The organism is Streptomyces sp. NPDC044044 (assembly GCF_056434405.1).
Genome location: NZ_JBWKFG010000004.1, coordinates 281126 through 303148, shown reverse-complemented (window position 1 = coordinate 303148; position 22023 = coordinate 281126). Strand labels below are relative to the sequence as shown.

Annotated in this window: 17 protein-coding genes; 8 read left to right on the top strand and 9 right to left on the bottom strand. The window is 70.3% G+C overall.

Annotation, left to right across the window (positions count from 1 at the left end):
- Positions 1-82: 82 nt before the first annotated feature.
- Complete coding sequence (era, locus tag AC07AG_RS17095) at positions 83-1042, top strand: GTPase Era (protein ID WP_425575203.1); 960 nt, start codon at positions 83-85, stop codon at positions 1040-1042.
- Between the two features lie 6 nt (positions 1043-1048).
- Here era and AC07AG_RS17090 read toward each other — a convergent pair whose 3' ends face one another.
- The 4 genes from AC07AG_RS17090 to AC07AG_RS17075 all read right to left on the bottom strand — a co-directional run bounded on the left by AC07AG_RS17090 (position 1049) and on the right by AC07AG_RS17075 (position 5158).
- On the bottom strand, positions 1049-2287 hold the full coding sequence (locus tag AC07AG_RS17090; RefSeq protein WP_478755893.1) for an MFS transporter: 1239 nt from the start codon (positions 2285-2287) through the stop codon (positions 1049-1051).
- Positions 2284-3660 carry a GH1 family beta-glucosidase gene (locus tag AC07AG_RS17085; RefSeq protein ID WP_478755892.1) on the bottom strand — a complete coding sequence of 459 codons (1377 nt, stop codon included), beginning with the start codon at positions 3658-3660 and terminating at the stop codon, positions 2284-2286. The genes AC07AG_RS17090 and AC07AG_RS17085 overlap by 4 nt, the downstream gene beginning before the upstream one ends.
- 113 nt (positions 3661-3773) lie before the next feature.
- The gene (locus AC07AG_RS17080) at positions 3774-4040 is read right to left on the bottom strand and encodes a protealysin inhibitor emfourin (protein ID WP_478755891.1); all 267 of its coding nucleotides are present in this window, start codon (positions 4038-4040) and stop codon (positions 3774-3776) included.
- 44 nt (positions 4041-4084) lie between these two features.
- Positions 4085-5158, bottom strand: a complete 1074-nt coding sequence (locus AC07AG_RS17075) for a M4 family metallopeptidase (protein WP_478755890.1) — start codon at positions 5156-5158, stop codon at positions 4085-4087.
- 298 nt (positions 5159-5456) lie between these two features.
- Here AC07AG_RS17075 and leuA point away from each other — a divergent pair, with 298 nt between their 5' ends.
- The 5 genes from leuA to AC07AG_RS17050 all read left to right on the top strand — a co-directional run bounded on the left by leuA (position 5457) and on the right by AC07AG_RS17050 (position 12402).
- Positions 5457-7184: a 2-isopropylmalate synthase gene (gene leuA / locus AC07AG_RS17070; RefSeq protein WP_478755889.1), complete on the top strand. Its 1728-nt coding sequence runs from the start codon at positions 5457-5459 to the stop codon at positions 7182-7184.
- 196 nt (positions 7185-7380) lie between these two features.
- Positions 7381-8115 carry a TerB family tellurite resistance protein gene (locus tag AC07AG_RS17065; RefSeq protein WP_478755888.1) on the top strand — a complete coding sequence of 245 codons (735 nt, stop codon included), beginning with the start codon at positions 7381-7383 and terminating at the stop codon, positions 8113-8115.
- Between the two features lie 233 nt (positions 8116-8348).
- Positions 8349-10439 (top strand): MMPL family transporter, encoded by a 2091-nt coding sequence (locus tag AC07AG_RS17060; protein WP_478755887.1) that lies wholly within the window; start codon positions 8349-8351, stop codon positions 10437-10439.
- 74 nt (positions 10440-10513) lie between these two features.
- Entirely contained in the window at positions 10514-11737 is a 1224-nt protein-coding gene (locus tag AC07AG_RS17055; protein WP_478756302.1) for a sensor histidine kinase, read from the top strand.
- Positions 11734-12402 (top strand): response regulator, encoded by a 669-nt coding sequence (locus AC07AG_RS17050; RefSeq protein ID WP_478755886.1) that lies wholly within the window; start codon positions 11734-11736, stop codon positions 12400-12402. The genes AC07AG_RS17055 and AC07AG_RS17050 overlap by 4 nt, the downstream gene beginning before the upstream one ends.
- 148 nt (positions 12403-12550) lie before the next feature.
- On the opposite strand, the gene AC07AG_RS17045 is transcribed toward AC07AG_RS17050, so the two are convergent.
- From AC07AG_RS17045 to AC07AG_RS17025, 5 genes are read right to left on the bottom strand one after another with little or no spacing between them, the layout of a single operon-like run.
- Entirely contained in the window at positions 12551-13486 is a 936-nt protein-coding gene (locus tag AC07AG_RS17045) for a dihydrodipicolinate synthase family protein (RefSeq protein WP_478755885.1), read from the bottom strand.
- Complete coding sequence (locus tag AC07AG_RS17040) at positions 13483-14532, bottom strand: oligopeptide/dipeptide ABC transporter ATP-binding protein (protein WP_478755884.1); 1050 nt, start codon at positions 14530-14532, stop codon at positions 13483-13485. Before AC07AG_RS17040 ends, AC07AG_RS17045 begins: the two co-directional genes overlap by 4 nt.
- Positions 14529-16520, bottom strand: coding sequence for a dipeptide/oligopeptide/nickel ABC transporter permease/ATP-binding protein (locus tag AC07AG_RS17035; RefSeq protein ID WP_478755883.1), 1992 nt, complete (start codon positions 16518-16520; stop codon positions 14529-14531). The genes AC07AG_RS17040 and AC07AG_RS17035 overlap by 4 nt, the downstream gene beginning before the upstream one ends.
- Complete coding sequence (locus AC07AG_RS17030) at positions 16520-17479, bottom strand: ABC transporter permease (RefSeq protein WP_478755882.1); 960 nt, start codon at positions 17477-17479, stop codon at positions 16520-16522. The genes AC07AG_RS17035 and AC07AG_RS17030 overlap by 1 nt, the downstream gene beginning before the upstream one ends.
- Before the next feature lie 34 nt (positions 17480-17513).
- Positions 17514-19151 (bottom strand): ABC transporter substrate-binding protein, encoded by a 1638-nt coding sequence (locus AC07AG_RS17025; protein ID WP_478756301.1) that lies wholly within the window; start codon positions 19149-19151, stop codon positions 17514-17516.
- A gap of 208 nt (positions 19152-19359) precedes the next feature.
- Between AC07AG_RS17025 and AC07AG_RS17020 the strand changes: the two genes are divergently transcribed.
- Together AC07AG_RS17020 and AC07AG_RS17015 are read left to right on the top strand one after the other, a co-directional pair.
- The gene (locus tag AC07AG_RS17020) at positions 19360-20088 is read left to right on the top strand and encodes a FadR/GntR family transcriptional regulator (RefSeq protein ID WP_478756300.1); all 729 of its coding nucleotides are present in this window, start codon (positions 19360-19362) and stop codon (positions 20086-20088) included.
- Positions 20089-20126: 38 nt separating this feature from the next.
- Positions 20127-22007, top strand: coding sequence for a beta-galactosidase (locus AC07AG_RS17015; protein WP_478755881.1), 1881 nt, complete (start codon positions 20127-20129; stop codon positions 22005-22007).
- The last annotated feature ends 16 nt before the right edge of the window (positions 22008-22023 follow it).

Below are 22023 nucleotides of genomic sequence, written 5' to 3'. Positions count from 1 at the left end.
CGTGTTGCCGGTGAGTTTCAGGGTGCTCACCGGCGGGGAATCGGTGCCTCGGCGTGCTGCGGCCCTCCGGCGATCAGGGAGAATGGGCGCCATGAGCGTTCGTACCGAGTCATCCGAGCCGTCCGAGGCACCCCACCGCGCCGGCTTCGCCTGCTTCGTGGGCCGCCCCAACGCGGGCAAGTCCACCCTCACGAATGCTCTGGTCGGCCAGAAGGTGGCGATCACGGCCAACCAGCCGCAGACCACGCGGCACACGGTGCGCGGCATCGTGCACCGGCCCGACGCCCAGCTGATCCTGGTGGACACCCCCGGGCTCCACAAGCCGCGCACGCTGCTCGGCGAGCGGCTCAACGACGTCGTCCGTACGACGTGGGCCGAGGTCGACGTCATCGGGTTCTGCCTGCCCGCGAACGAGAAGCTCGGCCCCGGCGACCGGTTCATCGCCAAGGAACTGGCCACGATCAAGAAGACGCCGAAGATCGCGGTCGTCACGAAGACCGACCTCGTCGACAGCAAGACGCTCGCCGAGCAGCTCATCGCCATCGACCAGCTCGGCAAGGAGCTCGGCTTCGAGTGGGCGCAGATCGTGCCGGTGTCGGCGGTCGGCGACAAGCAGGTCCAGCTGCTCGCCGACCTGATCGTCCCGATGCTCCCGAAGAGCCCGCCGCTCTACCCCGAGGGCGACCTCACCGACGAGCCCGAGCAGGTCATGGTCGCCGAGCTGATCCGCGAGGCGGCCCTGGAGGGCGTGCGGGACGAGCTGCCGCACTCCATCGCCGTCGTGGTGGAGGAGATGCTGCCGCGCGAGGACCGGCCCGCGGACAAGCCGATGCTCGACATCCACGCGAACGTCTACATCGAGCGCCCCAGCCAGAAGGGCATCATCATCGGCCCGAAGGGCAAGCGGCTCAAGGAGGTCGGGATCAAGTCCCGCCAGCAGATCGAGGCGCTCCTGGGGACGCCGGTCTTCCTGGACCTGCACGTGAAGGTCGCCAAGGACTGGCAGCGCGACCCCAAGCAGCTGCGCAAGCTCGGCTTCTGAGCGGGGTCACTCGACCCCCTTGATCCGCGTCACCAGCAGCGCTCCCGCCAGGCCCACCGCCGCCGCCACCAGGTACAGCACCCGATAGCCGCCCAGATACGTCACGATCGGGGCCGCGATGGCGGGGGCCGCCACCTGGGGCAGGGAGTTGGCGATGTTGATGACGCCCAGGTCCTTGCCGCGGTCCATCGCCTTCGGCAGTACGTCCGTCATCAGGGCGAAGTCCACCGACGTGAAGACCCCGAAGCCGATGCCGAGCAACGCCGCCGCGACGATCGCCCCCGGCCAGGTCTGCCACAGGGCGAGCAGGCCCGTGGCCACCGCCATCAGTGTTCCCGCCCAGATCACGAACGGCTTGCGGCGCCCGACCCGGTCCGACCAGGCGCCGCCCACCACGACCGTGGCGAGCATCGTCACGCCGTTCACGGCCGTCAGGATCAGGACGCCCCCTTCGGGGTCGGAGCGGTGCAGGCGGTCCCGCAGGAAGTAGAGAAGGTAGAGCAGCACCACCGAGTTGCTGACGTTGATCAGGAAGCGGGTCAGCCACGCCCAGGCCAGGTCCGGGTAGCGGCGCGGGCTCAGCCAGAAGGAGCCCGCGAACGACCGCCACACGAACGGCGGCCGGTCGGCGGCGTCGAGGCGCAGGTCCCGATGGCGTACGACATAGGGCAGCACGCCCGCCACCGTGAACACCGCGCAGGCCGCGTACCCCGCGACCGTCCCGCCCGTCACCGTCGCGAGGCCCGTCCCGACGACCACGCCGAGCAGCTGGGCCGCCCCGAGCCAGCCGCCCACCGAGCCGCGCTGGAGCCGCGGCACCCGGTCGGGGACGGCCGCCGTGACCGCGGCGAACGCGGCGTTCAGGGTGAGCTGAACCAGGCACCAGCCCGCCGCCATCCACCAAACCGAGCCCGCTGCCGAGAGCAGCATGAGCGAGGCGGCGCCGCCCGCCGTGCCCGCCACGATCCACGGGGTGCGCCTGCCCCAGCGGGACGTCGTGCGGTCCGAGAGCGCCCCGAAGAGCGGGTTCGCGGCCAGCGACACGACCGCGCCGACCCCCGTGACCCACGCCAGGACGGTCTCCTTCGACGTGCCGGCCGGGGCCAGGTCCTCCGCCTGCAGGGCGAGCAGGATCTGCAGCGGGCCGTACCAGCCCACCCAGATCGCGCCGTTGGCGACCGAAAGGGACGTCGTCCAGCCCCTGCCGACCCGGTCGACCGGCTCCCGCAGGGCGGTGGCGGTCATGCGCGCTGTGCCCGCAGGGCCTCACGCAGCCACGCGTACGACGCCTTCGGGGTGCGCTCAAGCGTGGCCGTGTCCTCGAAGTCGACGTGCACGAGACCGAAGCGCTGCCGGTAGCCCTCCGCCCACTCGAAGTTGTCCATCAGGGACCAGACGAAGTAGCCGCGTACGTCCACGCCCTCCTCCAACGCCCGGTGCAGCGCCCGGAGATGGCCGTCGAGGTAGTCGATCCGCCGCTGGTCGTCGATGCCCTCGTACGAGCAGCCGTTCTCGGTGATCACCAGCGGCGGCAGGCGGTCGCCGTACCGGTCGCGGAAGCCGGTCAGGAGCTCGGTGAGCGACTCCGGGACCACCGGCCAGCCGAAGTCCGTCACCGGACGGCCCTCGATCTCCCGTGGTGCGAAGGGGAGTTCGGGCGGCAGCGTGAGGCCGGAGAATTCCGTCGGTGCCGCCGTCGCCGCCGGGAGCGGCGCGCCCACCTTGGTCGGCTGGTAGAAGTTGATCCCGTACCAGTCGAATGGCTCCGCGATGACCTTCAGATCCGCCTCGATGTCGTCGGCCGGCATCAACTCCGCGATGCCCTCGGGGTATCGGCCCAGGAGCAGCGGGTCCGCGAACAGGCGGTTGAGGAGTACGTCGTAGAAGTCCGCCGCCTCCGTGTCCTCGGGCGAGGCGGACGCAGGCCAGGTGGGGCCGTGCGAGTTGGCGATGCCGATGTCCGTGACACCGGCCGCGCGCAGTGCCCGTACGGCGAGACCGTGCGCGATGAGCTGGTGGTGCGCCACCGGCAGCGCGTCGAACATGAGCTGCTCGCCGGGGGCGTGCTGGCCAAGCGCGTGGCCGAGGAGGGTGTGCTCGGCGGGTTCGTTGAGGGTGATCCACTTCTTGGCGCGGTCGCCGATGCGCCCCGCCACCACGGCCGCGTACTCGGCGAACCGCTCGGCCGTGTCCCGCCGCAGCCAGCCGCCCTTGTCGGCAAGCGCGAGCGGGGTGTCCCAGTGGAAGAGCGTGGGGACGGGGCTGATCCCGGCCGCGCACAGCTCGTCGACCAGGCGGTCGTAGAAGTCCAGGCCCGCGGCGCTCACCTCGCCCGCCCCGCTCGGCAGCACGCGCGGCCACGACACCGAGAAGCGGTACGCGCCGACCCCCAACTCCCGGATGAGAGCGACGTCTTCGCGGTAGCGGTGGTAGTGGTCGCAGGCCACGGCGGCCGTGCTGCCGTCCTTCACCCGGCCCGGCACCGCGGTGAACGCGTCCCAGACCGAGGGGCCGCGCTCGTCGACGGCGCCCTCGATCTGGTGAGCCGATGTGGACACCCCCCACAGGAAGTCGCGGGGGAACTGAGGTAGTGGTTCGCGCGCATCACTCGCTGCCATGGGCGCGATCTTCCGTACGGCCGCGTACGGAAGTCAATGGGCGTGCCTCAGAAAAGGTGAACACCGCTCAAGTTTTACGAGCCGTCCTCAGGAGCCCTCCTCAAGAGCTCTCCTCACGAGCCCTCCTTGAGCACACGAGTGATGAGCTTCCGCTGCGGATCGGTCAGGCGTGGATCCGAGCAGTACACCGTGTGCCCGTCGACGGTGAGCTGGTAGTTGAAGCCGTCCGGCACCCCTATGGGCGGTGTGCCCCGGCCCTCGGTCATGGCCTCCTCGGCCAGGGCCTGCCACTCGTGGGCATCGGGCAGTCCCGAGGTGTCGACCTCGGCGTGCCGCTCGATGCCCGCGAATCCTCCCGTGCGCTTCACCTGGATACGCATGGGTCCTGTCTACTCCACTGGGTGGGCGGTCGGTAGCGCATCCGTCAGTCGGTGGCCGGGACCTTGACCGTGGACCAGGCGTCGATGACGGCCTTGAGCTCGTCGCCGTCGCCGTACTTCTCGCGCGCGGCGGCGACCGTCAGCCTCGCGAAGTCCTGGAAGGACGCGTCCTGCGCGAGCTCGCCGCCGGTCAGGACGGCGTACCAGATCTGCCCCGCCCGCTCCCACGAGTGCCCGCCGAGCGCGTCGGAGACCAGGTAGAAGGCGCGGTTGGGGATGCCGGAGTTGATGTGCACACCGCCGTTGTCGCGGCCCGTGCGGACGTAGTGGTCCATGTCGGCGGGCTGCGGGTCCTTGCCGAGCACGTCGTCGTCGTACGCCGTGCCGGGGTCCTTCATGGAGCGCAGGGCCTTGCCGGTGACGCGCGGGGCGAGCAGGCCCGCACCGATCAGCCAGTCGGCGTCGGCGGAGGTCTGGCCGAGCGTGTACTGCTTGATCATCGAGCCGAAGACGTCCGCCATCGACTCGTTCAGGGCGCCCGGCTGGCCGAAGTACGTGAGGTTCGCCGTGTACTGCACGACGCCGTGGGTGAGCTCGTGGCCGATGACGTCCACGGGGATGGTGAAGTCGAGGAAGATCTCGCCGTCACCGTCGCCGAACACCATCTGCTCGCCGTTCCAGAAGGCGTTTCCGTAGTCCTCGCCGTAGTGGACGGTCGCGTTCAGCGGCAGGCCGCTGCCGTCGATGGAGTTGCGCGCGTACGTCTTCTGGAACAGCTCGAAGGTCGCGCCGAGTCCCGCGTACGCGCGATTGACGGTCGCGTCCTTGCCCGGCTTCTCTCCCTCGCCGCGGACCTTGCGGCCCGGCAGCTCGGTCTTGTGCCTGGCGTCGTAGATCGTGCGGTGGGGCTTGCCGTCCGCCGCTTCCTTGGGGGGCGTGATCGAGGGGGCGCCGAGGACCGTGGTCAGGCGGCGGTGGGTGCGCTCGATCGAGTCGCGCTCAAGGGTGCGGCGAGCGGGACCGGCGAGAGTGGCGTCGTCACTCTGGGCCAGTGTGTCGAGCACGTGAGGCGGAATGATGGTGCAGAAGACAGGCTCGAAGCCTGGATTGGTGGCCATGGCGGCAATGTGGCACTGGGTCATGCCGCTGTCACTACCTGCGACCATGATTACTGAAATGGAGGGATTGATCACCTCTTGGCCGTTACCTGGCGGCGATCCCGCATACTGATACGCATCCGCGCACACCAGCGCGACTCGGCTAGGCTGCGGAGCATCATGCGTTACGGGCTGCTTCTCCTTAGCTGCCGCGGCGAGGGCCTGTAGTCGAGGCCGACCCCCTCCCCGCGGAGTTCGGTGTTGCTCGCGAAGCGACCGTCGGCCGTCCTTCAGGACACTCCCGAGGAGCCCCCGCATCATGGCCATCAAGCCGAATCTGCAGCGCGCCACGTCCATGCCGGTCCACAAGTACGGCCAGTACGACCAGGTCGACATTCCCGACCGCACCTGGCCCGAGAACCGGATCACGGTCGCTCCCCGCTGGCTCTCCACGGACCTGCGTGACGGCAACCAGGCGCTGATCGACCCGATGTCCCCGGCGCGCAAGCGCGAGATGTTCGACCTGCTGGTCCGCATGGGCTACAAGGAGATCGAGGTCGGCTTCCCCTCCTCGGGCCAGACGGACTTCGATTTCGTACGGTCGATCATCGAGGACGGCGCGATCCCGGACGACGTGACGATCTCCGTCCTGACCCAGGCCCGCGAAGAGCTGATCTCCCGCACGGTCGAGTCGCTGGTCGGCGCCAAGCGCGCCACCGTCCACCTGTACAACGCGACCGCGCCCGTCTGGCGCGAGGTCGTCTTCCGTGGCTCGAAGGACGCGGTCAAGCAGATCGCCGTCGACGGCACGCGCCTGGTCATGGAGTACGCCGAGAAGCTGCTGGGCCCCGAGACGGTCTTCGGCTACCAGTACAGCCCCGAGATCTTCACGGACACCGAGCTGGACTTCGCCCTGGAGGTCTGCGAGGCGGTCTGTGACGTGTGGCAGCCCGAAGAGGGCCGCGAGATCATCCTCAACCTGCCCGCCACGGTGGAGCGTTCGACGCCCTCCACCCACGCGGACCGCTTCGAGTGGATGTCCCGCAACCTGTCGCGCCGCGAGCACGTCTGCCTGTCCGTCCACCCGCACAACGACCGCGGCACCGCCGTCGCCGCCGCCGAGCTGGCCATCATGGCCGGCGCCGACCGCATCGAGGGCTGCCTGTTCGGGCAGGGTGAGCGCACCGGCAACGTCGACCTGGTCACGCTGGGCATGAACCTCTTCTCGCAGGGCGTGGACCCGCAGATCGACTTCTCCGACATCGACGAGATCCGCCGCACCGCCGAGTACTGCAACCAGATGGAGGTCCACCCGCGCCACCCGTACGCAGGTGACCTCGTCTACACCGCCTTCTCCGGCTCCCACCAGGACGCCATCAAGAAGGGCTTCGAGGCGATGGGCGTCCGGGCCGAGCAGCAGGGCAAGACGGTCGACGACATCGAGTGGGCCGTCCCGTACCTGCCCATCGACCCCAAGGACGTCGGCCGTTCGTACGAGGCCGTGATCCGCGTCAACTCGCAGTCCGGCAAGGGCGGCATCGCCTACGTCCTGCAGAACGACCACAAGCTGGACCTGCCGCGCCGTATGCAGGTCGAGTTCTCGAAGATCATCCAGACGAAGACCGACACCGACGGCGGCGAGGTCACGCCGGACGCGATCTGGGGCATCTTCCAGGACGAGTACCTGCCCAACCCCGCCAACCCGTGGGGCCGCATCCAGGTCAAGAACGGCCAGACCACCACGGACAAGGACGGCACGGACACGCTGACCGTCGAGGCGACCGTCGACGGCGAGGACACGGTCCTGGCCGGCACCGGCAACGGCCCGATCTCGGCCTTCTTCCACGCGCTGCAGGGCATCGGCATCGACGTACGGCTCCTGGACTACCAGGAGCACACGATGAGCGAGGGAGCCTCCGCGCAGGCCGCGTCGTACATCGAGTGCGCGATCGGCGACAAGGTCCTGTGGGGCATCGGTATCGACGCGAATACGACACGCGCCTCCCTGAAGGCCGCCGTCTCCGCGGTGAACCGCGCGGCTCGCTGACCAGCGCCGCACGCTTTCGCAACACACCGCGCGAGCGCCGGACGGGCTCGAATGGGCCCGTTCGGCGCTTTTGCGTGGGGCCGTGTCCAGGTCGTCTACCGGCCATCTCTCGTACAGGGTGCTGACGCCACATCAACAATGTGGCTAACATCACGCCCAACGCGGCAATGTTGCCGGGGCGTTACGGAGGTGCGCGGTGCTGCCAGATCGGGGACGAATCGGCCGGGAATCCCGCATCTTCGCCACGCCCGTTTCACGCGGGCGGGTTCTGCGCAGGCGCGTGATCGGTGTGCATACGGCCTGGACCACCGTCGGCGACGGCGAGTTCTTCTGTCCGGGCTGCGGCGGTGACCGCAACTACCAGCGCCGCACCGGCCGTCGCCGCTTCGTCCTGCTCGGCGTCCCCGTCCTGCCGCGCGGCACCGTGGGCCCCGTCGTCGAGTGCGCCGCCTGCGGCGACCACTTCGGCACGGACGTCCTCGACCACCCCACGACCACACGCCTGTCGGCCATGGTGCGCGACGCCGTGCACACCGTCGTCCTCGCGATCCTCGCCGCGGGCGGCACCTCGTCGCGCACGACGCTCGACGCGGCCGTCGGCGCACTGCGCGGCGCGGGGTACGACGACTGCTGCGAGGAACAGCTCGTCGCGCTCGTCGAGGCGCTCGCCGCCGACACCGGCCGCGCGACCGTGCCCGACTGCGGGCCCGGTCTGGCCATAGAACTCCACGAGGCGCTCGGCCCGTTGGCCCCGCACCTCGCCCCCGCCGGGCGTGAGGCGCTGCTGATCCAGGGCGCCCGCATCGCACTCGCCGACGGCCCGTACACCCCCGCCGAGCGCGAGGTGCTCGCCACGGCGGGCGACGCGCTGACCATCGGCGCGGACGAGGTGACACGGCTGATGGTGGCGGCGCGGACGACGCACTTCTGATCTCCGCCGGGGCGACGCACTTCTGATCTCCGCCGGGTTCCGTGCGCGGCGGGTCGCATGCCCGTGTTTCCGTGCGTCCGTACTCCCGTGTGTCCGTACTCCCGTGGGAGTAGCGAGGCCCCTCCGCCTCCCTGCGCCGTACGCCCCAACTCACCCTCGTGCCCGACGGATCGCCAGGACCGCTCCGGAAGGGTTGGCACTGAACCTGCCAACCTGCCGGAAGGAGGCCCGTCATGCGGGCCGAACAGACCACCGCACGACGGCGACGAGCCGTGCCCTGGGTGTTCCTCGGGCTGTGGATAGCCGTCATGGCGCTCGCCGGGCCCTTCGCGTCGAAACTGGCCGACAGCCAGCAGGACCGTGTCGTCGACTACCTCCCCGCGAGCGCCGACTCCACCGAAGTCGCCAAGATCCAGGACCAGTTGCCCGGCGGCGAGGCCACCGAGCTGGTGCTCGTCTACCACCGTGACGGCGGCCTGACCTCCGCCGACCGCGAGGCCGCCGCCGCACAGGTCGCCGAGATCGGCCAGGATCACAAGCTGACGGGCACCCCGCGCGCCGTACCGTCCAAGGGCGGCGCCACGCTCATGTACCCCGTGGCGACCACCGAGCCGGGCCAGGACGAGAAGCTCAGGGACGCGCTCGTCGACGACGTACGCGAAGTCGCCCACAGCGAGGGCGGGTTGAGCGTCGACGTGGGCGGCTCGGGGGCGCTCGACACCGACGCGGGCAAGGTCTACGACTCCCTCGGCGGGCCGCTGCTCTACACCACCGCCGGAGTGGTCGCGCTGCTCCTGATCCTCATCTACCGCAGCCCGTTCCTGTGGCTCGTGCCGCTCGCCGTGGCGGGCATCGCGGACTACCTGGCGATGGCCGTCGCGTACGGACTGCACGAAGGCTTCGGGACCTCCGTCACCGGCCAGAGCAGCGGCGTGATGACGATCCTCGTGTTCGGCGCGGGAACGGACTACGCGCTGCTCATCGTCGCCCGCTACCGCGAGGAACTGCGCAGGATCGAGCGCCCCTACGACGCGATGACCGCCGCGCTGAAGGGATGCGGCCCTGCCGTGCTCGCGTCGTCGGGGACGGTCGCGGCCGGGCTCTTCTGCCTGCTCGCCGCCGACCTCAACAGCAGCAGGGGCATGGGCCCGCTGGGCGCGGTCGGCGTGCTGTGCGCGCTCCTCGCGATGCTGACGCTGCTGCCCGCGCTCCTCGTCCTGCTCGGGCGGCGCGTGTTCTGGCCGCTGGTGCCGGCCTTCGGCAGCGAGCCCAAGCGGCGGGGCAGTCTCTTCTCCCTGATGGGGAGCTCGGCGGGGCGCAGGCCCCGCACCGTGCTCGCGGGCGGCGCCGTGCTGCTCGGCGCGCTCGCCCTGGGGGCGCTCAACCTGCCGGGCGCGCTGAAGCAGGAGGACTCCTTCACCAAGACGCCCGACTCCGTCGCCGCCATGGAGACCCTCGCCAGGGCCTATCCCGAGCGCGGCACCCAGCCCATCACCGTGATGGCGCCCGACGACCGCGCCACCGCGGCCCTCGCCGACATCAAGGGCACGAAGGGCGTGGACAGTGCGGTGAAGGGCCGTACGGCGAAGGGCTGGACGGAGATCTCCGTGATCGCGACATCCGCGCCCGAGTCGGCGGGCGAGACGGCGACGATCAAGGCGCTGCGGGCGGATCTGGAGGGCTCGTACGTGGGCGGATCCAGTGCCCAGCAGCTCGACCTGAAGGACACGAACGAGCGTGACCGGCTGATCATCGTGCCGCTGGTCCTCGCGGCGGTGCTGCTGATCCTGGTGGCCCTGCTGCGATCCCTCGTCGCGCCATTGCTGCTCCTGGTCGCCGTGGTCGCGGTGTGGGGGGCCTCGCTGGGCATCGCGGGCCTGGTCTTCGAGCCGCTGTTCGGCTTCGAGGGCACGGACCCGGGGCTCGGGCTGCTCTCCTTTGTCTTCCTGGTCGCGCTGGGCGTCGACTACGGCATCTTCCTGATGCACCGCATGCGGGAGGAGTCCCTCGCCGGCGCCGAGCCGGGGGCCGCCGCGCTGACCGCGCTGCGCACGACGGGCGGCGTCATCGCGTCGGCGGGCCTCGTGCTCGCGGCGACGTTCGCGGTGCTCACCAACATGCCGCTGGTGCAGCTGGTCGAGCTGGGCTTCGTGATCGCGGTGGGGGTCCTCCTCGACACGTTCCTGGTGCGCACGTACCTCGTGACGAGCGCGAGCGTGGCCCTGGGGCGGAAGGTGTGGTGGCCCGGCAGCCTCTCGCGCCCCGCACCGGCCGCGGGGGGCCCGGCCCTGGAACCCGAGCCCCAACGGGTGCCCACCCCCTGACCGTTGACCGCATCGGGGCGCCCCTTCCCTGCCGGAGGGGCGCCCTCGTACGGGAGGATGCAGCTGTGGCGGACATGGCGAAGGTTCAGCAGAGGGCGCCGCGCGGTGTGCTTGCCTTCACGGGGGCCGTGCCCGGCAGCCGGCGCGCCCTGCGCACCGACGCGCTGTTCGCGGCGGCGCTCACGGTGCTTTCCGCCGTGCTCGCCGCGTTCGTCGAGGACGGCCGGCGGCCCGACCTGCTCGGGTGGAGCCTGCTGCTGTGCGCGCACGTGCCTCTGGTGTGGCGACGCAGCCGCCCGCTCCTTGTCCTGCTCGGGGTGATCGCCTTCATCTCTCCGTACCACGCCATCGATTACACGCACATGGCCGCCGTCCCGGTCGGCATGGTCGCGCTCTACACCGTCGCCGTGTCCGGGCGCCCGCGCCGCGCACTGACCACCGGCAGCCTCGTCGTCGGCATCATGCTGACCGTCAACGCGAGCGTGGAACCGCACCAGGTGACCGAGGTGCTCAGGATCTCCGGCTGGATCGTCTCGGTGCTGCTGCTCGGCGTGTACGTGCGCATCCACCGCCAGTACGTCACCTCCGTACTGGAGCGTGCCGAGCGGGCGGAGCGCACGCGTGAGGAGGAGGCGCGGCGGCGGGTCGCCGAGGAGAGGCTGCGGGTCGCCCGGGACCTGCACGACCTGCTCGCGCACAGCATCACTCTGGTCGGCGTCCAGACGTCCGTGGCGGCGCATGTGCTTGCCGCCGATCCGGAGCGGCTCGACCGGGCGGCGGTGGCGAAGGCGCTCGACGACATCGCGGACACCTGCCGTACGGCGCGGGGCGAACTCCGCGCCACACTGGAGGTGTTGAGGGCAGGCTCCGCCGAGGAGTCGCGTGGCCCGCTGCCGGGTCTCGACGGCCTCGCGGATCTGGCGCAGGCGGCGCGGACGTCCGGGGCCGAGGTGGATCTTGCGGTGGCGGCGGCCGAGGCACCGCCCGCCGTGGGCGCGGCGGCCTACCGGATCGTGCAGGAGGCGCTGACCAACGCGGTGCGGCACGGCGGCCCGGGGCTCACCATCCGGGTGGATCTGCGCACGGCGGACGCGGCGCTGCGGGTGACGGTCACGGACGACGGGGACGGGTGGGCCGCCGATGACCCCTCACACACTCCTGGCTTCGGCCTGGTGGGGATGCGGGAGCGGGCCCGGAGCGTGGGCGGCACGTTGGATGCGGGGCCTCGCGAGGGCGGGGGGTTCGGGGTGTCGGCCGTGCTGCCGCTGGTTCCTGTGGGCCTGGGAGGGCTTGGATGACGATTCGTGTGCTGCTCGCCGACGATCAGACGCTGGTACGGGCGGCGTTCGCGATGCTGGTCGAGTCCGCGCCGGACATGGAGGTGGTGGGGCAGGCGGGTACGGGGCGGGCGGCGGTCGACCTGGCCAGGTCGGAGCGGGCGGATCTGATCGTGATGGACATCCGGATGCCGGATCTTGACGGGATCGAGGCGACGCGGCTGCTCGCGGAGGACGAGGATCTGGCCGGGGTGAAGGTGTTGATGCTGACGACGTACGACACGGACGAGCATGTCGTGGAGGCGTTGCGGGCCGGGGCGTCCGGGTTCTTGGTCAAGGACACGAAGCCGGGGGAGTTGCTGGAGGCGATCCGCACGGTGGCGGCGGGGGAGTCCCTGCTGTCGCCGGGCCCGACTTCGCGGTTGATCGCCAGGGTTCTGCGGGCGCCGGCTGAGGTCGCTCTGCCGCAGGCGCTGGCGGGGCAGTTGAGTGAGCGGGAGTGTCAGGTGCTTGCGTTGGTCGCGCGGGGCCTGAACAACTCCGAGATCGCGGAGGCGTTGGGGCTGAGTCCACTGACGGCGAAGACCCATGTCAGCCGGATCATGGGGAAGCTGGGGGTTCGGGACCGGGCGCAGTTGGTGATCGTGGCGTACGAGTCGGGGCTGGTGCGGCCGGGGGTGGAGTGAACCTTCAGCCCGCCGTGGGGTCCCCCTTGCTCTTCAAGAGCTTGGGGGAGTTTGAGGACGGACTCGGCGGAGCCGGTGATGAGGGCGGCCAAGGCCCCCGCGCCAGCGGGTTTTCGGGAAGGGGCGGGGCCGGGGACCAAGAAGACCGCTACAACAACCCCGCCCCCGCCAAGAACTTCCCCACCCGCTCGACCTCCCCGGAGGACAACGGCACCTGCGGCTCCGCAGTGACCGGACAAGCAATCACGCCCCGGAGATGAAGCGCCGCCTTGAAGGAACCCAGCGCCGACGAGCTGCCCCCCATCCGCCCCGCATCCCCCACCCGCACCATCCCGAAGAGCCCGCACAACCGCTCCTGCTCCACCCGCGCCCGCACCCAGTCCCCCTCCCGGCAGTAGCGGTACAGCCGCGCATACCCCTCCGGGTCCACGTTCCCGAGCCCCGGCACCACCCCGTCCGCCCCCATCGCAAGCGCCGCGTCCACCGTCGTCTCCGACCCCGTCAGCACACTGAACCCGGAGACGTCCGCACGGCCCCGCGCCCCGAGCACCACCTCCCGGAAGTTCCCCTCCTGCCCGCTGGAGTCCTTCAGGCCCGCCAGCACCCCCTCCGACGCCAGCTCCAGGACCAGCTCCGCGTCCAGCTTGGAGTGGACCGCCACCGGGAGGTCGTACGCGAAGACCGGCACCGGCGAGCGGGCGGCGATCACGCGGAAGTGGCGTGCCACCTCCGCCGGATGCGTGCGCGTGTAGAAGGGGGCCGTCACCACCACACCGTCCGCCCCCGCCTCCGTCACCGAACGGACGTGGTCCAGGACCCGTGGCGTGGCCATGTCGATCGCCCCCGCGAGGACCGGGAGTTGGCCCCCGACATGCCCCGCCACCGTGTCGATCACGACCCTGCGCTGCGCATCCGTCAGATACGCCGCCTCCGACGACGAGCCGAGGACGAAGAGACCGTCCACGCCCCCCGCCACGAGATGGTCGACCAGTCTCGTCAAGGACGACGTGTCCACCTCGTGGTCCGGTGTCAGGGGCGTGCAGACGGGCGGAACGACACCGGTCAGCGGGGTGGGCATGGTCATGGAGTCTCCCTGGGGCTCGCGTCCGTGGCGGCGGACTGGATCACTAGCTCGTGCGTGGACTGGCCGTCCCGCACGGGGTGGTGGCAGCGGTAGCGGTGCCCGGACCCCTCCGCCGACGCGGAGAGCGCGAAGTCCGGCATGGCGGCGGCGCAGGCGTCGTCCGCCTTCCAGCACCGCGTACGGAACGGGCATCCGCTCGGCGGGTGCGTGGCCGACGGCACCGGGCCGACGAGCGGGATCGGGTCGATGGGGTCCAGGAGGCCGGGGGTCGCCGAGAACAGAGCCCGTGTGTACGGGTGGCGTGCTCTGTCCAGGATCTCTTCCGCCGGTGACTCCTCCACGATCCTGCCCAGGTACATGGTGATGACCCGGTCGCTCATGCGCCGCACCGTCTGGATGTCGTGCGACACGAAGACCAGGGCCAGGCGCAGGCGTTCCTTCAGGTCCAGGAGGAGATTGAGGATCTGGGCGCGCACGGAGACGTCCAGGGCGCTCGTCGGCTCGTCCGCCACCACGAGCTCCGGTTCGAGCGCCAGCGCACGGGCGATCGCCACGCGCTGCCGCTGCCCGCCGGACAGCTGCCCGGGAAGACCGTCCGCCAGCACCTTGGGGAGGCCGACCAGGGACATCAACTCACGGACCCTTGCGTCGCGTTGGGCCGCCGTCCCCATCCTGTGGACGTCCAGCGGGTCCCTGAGGATCTGCCGGACCGTCAGCCTGCGGTTCAGGGCGGTCGACGGGTCCTGGAAGATCATGCCGGTGTTCCTGCCGATCGTGGCCCGCCGCTCGGCGGGCTTCATCGTCCACAGGTCCCGGCCGCGGAACGACACCGTGCCCGCGGTGGGCGGCTGCACCCCCACGAGGACCTTCGCGAGCGTCGACTTGCCGCACCCCGACTCGCCCACGACGCCCACCGTCTCGCCGGGCGCGATGGTCAGGTCGGCGCCGGTCAGGGCGTACACACGGTCACGTGAGAACAGTCCGCCCGAGCGCGCACGGTGCACGACGTGCGCGTCGGAGAGCGTGATCAAGTCTTCGGCGGTCACTTGAGGGCCTCGTTTCCCCTGGGCCGCGGCACCCGCGGCGGCTGCTCCGCCGGGTGGTGGCAGGCGATGGAATGCCGTGCGCCGCCCACGAGTCCGGGCGCCGTCGTGCGGCACACCTCGCTCGCCAGGGGGCAGCGGTCCGCGAACCGGCAGCCCGCGGGGAAGTCGGCGGGCGAGGGGACGACGCCCTTGATCTGGGTCAGGCGTTCCGCCGCCGATTCGAGCGAGAGCACCGAGCCGAGCAGGCCGCGCGTGTAGTGGTGCGACGGTGCCTCGACGAGGTCCGCCGTCACGCCCGTCTCGACGATCTGGCCTCCGTACATCACCACCACCCGGTCGGTGACGTCCGCGACGAGGGCCAGGTCGTGCGAGACGAGGATCAGCGCGAAGCCCAGCTCCTCGCGCAGGCGCAGAAGGAGCTGGATCACCTGGGCCTGCACCGTCACGTCCAGGGCCGTCGTCGGTTCGTCCGCGACGATCAGCTTCGGGTCGCGGGAGAGTGCCATCGCGATCAGGACGCGCTGGCGCTGGCCGCCGGAGAGTTCGTGCGGATAGCTGCGCAGGGTGCGGTCCGGGTCGAGGCCGACCAGTTCGAGGAGTTCCACCGCCGTGCGGCGCCCTCCTCTCCGTACGACCTGTTTGAGCTGGGAGCGGACCGTCATCGCGGGGTTCAGGGAGGACAGCGCGTCCTGGTAGATCATCGCCATGTCGTGGCCGAGCAGCTTTCTGCGGGTGCGCATCGGCATGCCGAGCAACTGCTCCCCGTCGAAGGTGACCTGACCGCTGACGCGCGCCCCCTTCGGCTCCAGGCCCATCACGGTCAGCGCGGTGAGCGACTTGCCGCAGCCCGACTCGCCCACCAGGCCGAGGACTTCACCGGGCCGTACGTGGAAGCTGATGCCGTCGACGATGTCCACGCCGTCGTGGCGCGCGTCGAAGCCGATCGCGAGGTCGGAGACGGTCAGGACCGGGTTCCCCTCCGGCAGGGGGCGTGCGCGCGAGCGCAGGCGCTGGGCCGCTTCCGTCAGGCCCGGCAGCTCAAGGACCTTGCCGCTGCCCGGCTCGGGGGCTTCGATGTGGTCCTCCTTGCGGGCCGCGCCCGGCACGTCGCGCGTCGCGGGCGCGGCCCACGCGTCCGAGACGCCCTCGGAGAGGATGTTCAGGGCCAGGACCGTGATCAGCATCAGGAGGCCGGGGAAGACTGTCGCCCACCAGCCGCCGAGCAGCACCATGTTCTTGCCGTCGGCGATGACGCTGCCCCAGGACGGGTCGGGGGGCCGTACGCCCGCCCCGATGAAGGACAGCGAGGCCTCGAAGACGATGGCCTCGGCGACCTGCACCGTGCAGAACACCAGGATGGGCGCGGCGCAGTTGATGGCCACGTGCTTGACGAGGATGTGCGGGGTGCGGGCGCCGACGATGCGTTCGGCGACGACGTAGTCCTCGCCGTACTGATCCATCACGTTCGCGCGTACGACCCGGGCGATCGGCGGGGTGAACAGGAACGCGATGGCGCAGATCAGGACGAGGATGCCGCCACCGAAGACCGCCACGAGGACGGCGGCGAGCGCGATCCCGGGGAACGCCATGACGACGTCCAGGCACCGCATGAGGGTCTCGTCGACCGCCTTGCGCGAGGTCGCCGCGATCGCGCCGAGCACCGCGCCCACGATCAGGGCGAGCAGCGTCGCCCCGAGCCCGATCGCAAGGGACCAGCGGGCCCCGTACATGAGCCTGCTGAGGATGTCCCTGCCGAGGCTGTCCTGCCCCATCCAGTGGTCGGCCGACGGGTGTCCCGTGCCGTCGACCTGCGGCTGCTGGTCGAGCGGGTCGTGCGGGGCGATCAGCGGCGCGAAGAGCGCCACGAGGACGACCACGCCGACGACGCCCACCGCGATCCGGGAGAGGACCGGCAGCCTGCGCAGAGAGCGCAGGCGGATTCCGGGGCGCGAGAGCCGCTCGGTCAGAGCCTTGCGCGACGTGATCATCAAGCAGTCCCCCTCAGGCGCGGATTGACCAGCAGATGGAGGATGTCGAGGACCAGGTTCACGACCACGAACCCGACGGCCGTCGTGATGACGACCCCCTGCACGACGGCCGGGTCGCCGTTCTTCACGGCGTCGATCATCAGCTTGCCCATGCCGGGCAGCGAGAAGATCGTCTCGATGACGACCGCGCCGCCCAGCAGATAGCCGACGCGCAGGCCGAGCACGGTCAGCGGGTTGATGAGGGCGTTGCGCAGGACGTTGCGGCCGACGACCACGACGGGCGGCAGTCCGCTGCCGATCGCCGTCCGTACGTAGTCCTTGTCGAGTTCCTCGACCACCGCCGTGCGGATGATGCGGGTGAGCCCGGCGGCCACCGGCAGGGACAGCGCGAGGGCGGGGAGCGTCATCGACTTGAGCCAGCCGGTGAAGGAGTCGGCGGGGTTGACGTATCCGCCGGTCGGGAACCAGCCCGCCTCCACCGCCAGATACTGGATCATGAGCAGCGCGAGCCAGAAGCCGGGCGCCGCCACGCCGGTCAGCGAGAGGACGCGGATGAGCTGGTCGGGGAGCCGGTCGCGGTAGATCGCGGCGGTCACGCCGAGCAGCAGCGAGATGACGACCGCGATGCCGAGCCCCATGAAGGTCAGCTGCATGGTGAGCGGAAGCGCGGTGGTGACCTGGTCCACCACCGGCGAGCGGGTGAGCACGCTGATGCCCATGTCGCCCTGGACCAGATCGCCGACGAAGGCGAAGTAGCGCACCGGCAGCGGATCGAGCAGGCCGTTGTCCTCCCGGAACTGCTGCAGTTGCTCCTCGGTCGGATTGGCGCCCTGGTAGAAGGCCGACGCCGGGTCGATGTCCGAGAACCGCATCACGAGGAAGACGAACAGGACGATGCCGAGCAGCAGCGGGATGAGCAGGGCGAGGCGGCGGGCCAGGATTCTGACGATCGCGGTCACGTCTGTGTGACTCCCAACGACGGTACTGAAAGGGCTACTTGGCCCACTTGGCCTGGAGGAGGTTGATGCCGGGGTAGGGCTGGGCCTTGATGCCGGTGAGCTTCTTCGGGTCCCAGGCGGTCATCAGCTCGTTGTGGACGACCGGGTAGATCACCGCCTCTTCGGCGACGATGTCGATGTAGTCCTGGACCATGGCCTTCTTCTTGGTGGCGTCGGGCTCGCGCGTCGCCTGGTCCATGTCCTTGAAGAGCTTCTTGGCGGTGGAGTTGTCCGCCCAGCGGGCGTAGCCCATCCACAGGTTCTCGGGCCCGTAGTTGTAGTGCATGATCAGGTCGGGGTCGATGCCGAACTGGTTGGGGTTCGATGCGGCCGCGACGATCTGGTAGTCCTTCTTCTGGTCCATCTTGGTGAAGACGGCCGTGGTCTCCTGCGGGTCGAGCGTCGTCTTGACGCCGATCGCGTCCCACGAGGCCTTGATGGTGGGAAGACAGTCGACGATCCAACTCACGTTCACCGCCATGAGGTTGATCGACAGATCCTTGACCCCGGCTTCCTTCAGGAGCGCCTTCGCCTTCTTCGGGTCGTACGCGTAGACCGTCTTCGCGGGCCGGTAGGCGGGGTTGGACTCGTTGAGGAACGAGGTCGACGCCTTGCCGTGGCCCTTGAGCGCGACCTCGATCATCTTCTCGGTGTCGATGGCGTAGTGCAGGGCCTGGCGCACGCGTACGTCGTCGAAGGGCTTGTGCGCGGTGTTGAACATCAGGAACAGGTTGTTCATCCCCGCCCCGCCCTCGACGGTGAGCCCGCCCTTCTTGAGCTGCTCGATGTTGGCGTACGGGATGTTGTCCGCGATCTCCGAGTCCGCGCTGCCGCCGGAGATCTTCGCGACGCGGGGCGCCGCGTCCACGATGGTCAGCCAGTTCATCTTCTTGAAGGCGGCCTTGCGCGGGCCGTTGTAGTCGTCGAAGGCCTCGAAGGTGGTGTTGGACTTCGGGGCGTGCGACGCCTGCTTGTACGGTCCCGAGCCCACCGCCTTGCCCTTGGTCGCGTCGTCCCAGGCGCCCGGCCTGGAGAAGACGTGCTTCGGCATGATCTTGGCGAGGGAGAGGCGGGCGAGGCCGTCCGGGAACGGGAACTTCAGGACCAGCTCGACGGAGGTCGCGTCGACCTTCTTGACCTCCTTCAGCCAGCTCTCGAAGAAGCCCTTGGCCAGGGTCTGCGTCTTCGGGTCCAGGATGCGGTCGAAGACGAAGACCACGTCGTCGGCGGTGACGGGCTTCCCGTCGTGCCACTTGGCGCCGGGCCGCAACGTGAACTTCCAGGTGGTGGCCTTGTCGTCGGTGGGGATCTCCGTGGCGAGCGCGGCGTACGGCTCACGGGTGATGGGGTCGGTGTTGAGGAGACCCTCGTAGATGTGTTCGTTGCCGGCCATCGCGAACGCGGACGCGGTCTGCGTCGGGTCCCAACTGCCGTCGTTCCCATAGCCGATGACGGCGGTGAGGGTGGAGTCGCCGCCCTGCCCGCCGCCTCCTCCGGCGTCGTTCGTGGACTCGGGTCCCGACGAGCAGGCGGAGAGCGTGGTGGTGATGGCGGCGGCGGCGCCCAGCGCACCGGTGTACTTGAGGAAGGAGCGGCGGTCCGGTGCGGGTCCGGTGCGTCCGGTGGAGCCGATCGGCCCGAGGGGCCCGGTGGAGCCGGTGCGGGTCTTCTGGTCGCTCACTGTGTCTCCCTTGAGAGATCCCACGTCCTACGTCGTGGTGGCGTGGCGACCATAAGAGCGCCGCGAAGGCCGGTCAAGAGATCGCGCACGGATCCGAATCCGGGCCGTCCCGAACGATGTTGGTCCGGAGGTGGGACGTGGGATGTCATCCGTGCCTACGATGTGCCGCATGCCTCAGGAGCCAGTCCGCGAACGGCGCGTGGGCAGCCAAGTCCAGCGCGCAGTCATGCAGTTGATACTCGATCGCAGGCTCCGGCCGGGCGCGCTGCTGCCCACCGAGGCCGAGCTGATGGAAGAGCTGGGGGTCAGCAGGAACTCGGTGCGCGAGGCGCTCAAGGCGCTCCAGGCCCTGGACATCGTGGAGATCAGACACGGCTACGGAACGTATGTGGGCCAGGCGTCGCTGACCCCGCTGGCCGACGGCCTCACGTTCCGTGCGCTGGTGCAACTGGCGGACGACACCCATGCGTTGGCGGAGATCCTCCAGGTGCGCGAGGTCCTTGAAGAGGGGCTCGTGCGCCGGGTCGCGGTGCTGCTCACGGACGAGGAGCTGAGCCAACTGGAGGCGCTGGTCCGCAAGATGGAGGAGGCGGCGGACGCGGGCGGGGCCTTCCCCGAGCTGGACCGCGAGTTCCACGAGACGCTCTACCGCTCCCTGGGCAACGAGCTGGTACCGCAGCTGCTCGGCGCGTTCTGGAACGTGTTCAACCGGGTGGCGGGAGTGCGGGGGTGGGCCCGCGACCCGGCGCCCGACGTGACGGTGAGCAGACACCGGGACATCGTGACGGCGCTGCGGGCGCGGGACGTGGAGGGGGCTCAGCGGGCGATGGCGGATCACTTCCGGGGGATCGAGGCGCGGTCGGGCCAGGAGTCGAGGGGTGTGGGATGAGGGAGGGCGGGCGCGGGTTGAGAGGGGTCGGGCGCGGGATGAGACTGAGTCACTTCTATGACCGGGTTACGTCGCTGGGTTACGGCGGCGACTACAACCCCGAGCAGTGGGGCCCGGAAGTCCACGCAGAGGACGCCGAGTTGATGCGCGAGGCGGGCGTGAACCTCGTGACGCTCGGGATCTTCTCCTGGGCGAAGACGGAGCCCGCCCCGGGTACGTACGACTTCACCTGGCTGGACGGTCACATGGACCGCTTGGCGCAGACGGGCGTCGCGGTCAGCCTCGCCACGATGACGGCGTCACCGCCGCCATGGCTGACGCGCCTGCACCCGGAGACTCTCCCCATGACGGAGGAGGGTGTCCGCCTGCACCCCGGCTCCCGCCAGCACTGGTGCCCGTCGAGCCCGGTGTACCGCCGATACACCGTGCGCCTGGCGGAACGCCTGGCCACGCGCTACGGCACGCACCCCGCCCTCGCGCTCTGGCACATCGGCAACGAATACGGCTGCCACATCTCGCGCCACTGCCACTGCGAGGTGTCGACGGCGGCGTTCCGCGTGTGGCTGCGCGAGCGCTACGGGACCGTGGCGGCGCTGAACGAGGCGTGGTCGACGGACTTCTGGTCGCAGCGCTACGGCACGTTCGAGGAGATCCACACCCCGCGCAAGGCCCCGTCGTTCCGCAACCCGGCCCAGCAGCTCGACTACCGGCGCTTCTCCTCGGACGAACTCCTCGCGTGCTACCTGGCGGAGAAGGCGGTCCTGACCCGCATCACACCGGACGTACCGGTGACGACGAACTTCGTCCCGGTGGCGAAGACGCTCGACCTGTTCGCGTGGGCCCCGCACCTGGACGTGGTGTCGTACGACTCGTACCCCGACCCGCACGATCCGGACGCGCTCCACCGAACAGCCTTCTCGTACGACGTCATGCGCGGCCTGAAGGGCGGCCGGCCGTGGCTGCTCCTCGAACAGGCGCCGGGCGCGGTGAACTGGCGCGAGCGCAACGGCAGGAAGCCGCCGGGGAGGATGCGCCTGGACAGCTGGCAGGCGGTGGCGCACGGGGCGGACTCGGTGCTGTTCTTCCAGTGGCGGCAGTCGCGCGGGGGAGCGGAGAAGTTCCACTCGGCGATGGTGCCGCACGGGGGCCGGGAGACCCGGATCTTCCGGGAGGTGCGGGACCTGGGCGCGGAACTGTCCCGGCACCCGGACCTGCTGGGCGCACGCCCCGAGCGGGCGGACGCGGCGCTGCTCCTGGACTGGCCGAGCTGGTGGGCCCTGGAACTGGACGCGCACCCGAGCGCGGACGTGACGTTCCTCGACGCGGCCCTGGCCCACCACAAGCCGCTGTACGAGGCGTCGGTGGCCTGCGATGTGGTTCCGGTGGACGGGGACTTGACCGAGTACCGCTTGCTGCTGGTCCCCAATCTTTACTCGGTGTCAAAGGAGACCGCGGAACGAATCTGCGCGTACGTGCGCGCGGGCGGAACCCTGGTCATGTCCTACTTCTCCGGAATCACGGACGAACACGACCGCGTCCACCTCGGCGGCTACCCGGCCCCCTTCCGCGAGCTGCTCGGCCTCCGCGTGGAGGAGTTCGACCCGCGCCCGGACGGCAGCTGGGCGGAGGAGATCCACCTGGAGGGCGCGGAGGCGGTGATCACGTCCCCCGACGGCGGCGGCCCGGCGGTGACGCGCCACGCGTACGGCGAGGGGGTCGCCTGGTACCTGGGCACGCGGCCCGCCCCCAAGGAGATGCGGGAGCTCCTCGACCGGGTGCGGGCGGAGTGCGGGGTGGAGCCGGTTCTCCCGGACCTGCCGGAGGGTGTGCAGGTGCGGACGCGGGTGACGGGGGAGGGGGTGCGGGTGCACGTACGGCTGGATGCCAGGGACAACTCCGTGGCTGTTGTTCGGGGGTGATTCCCCTTGTCTGAGA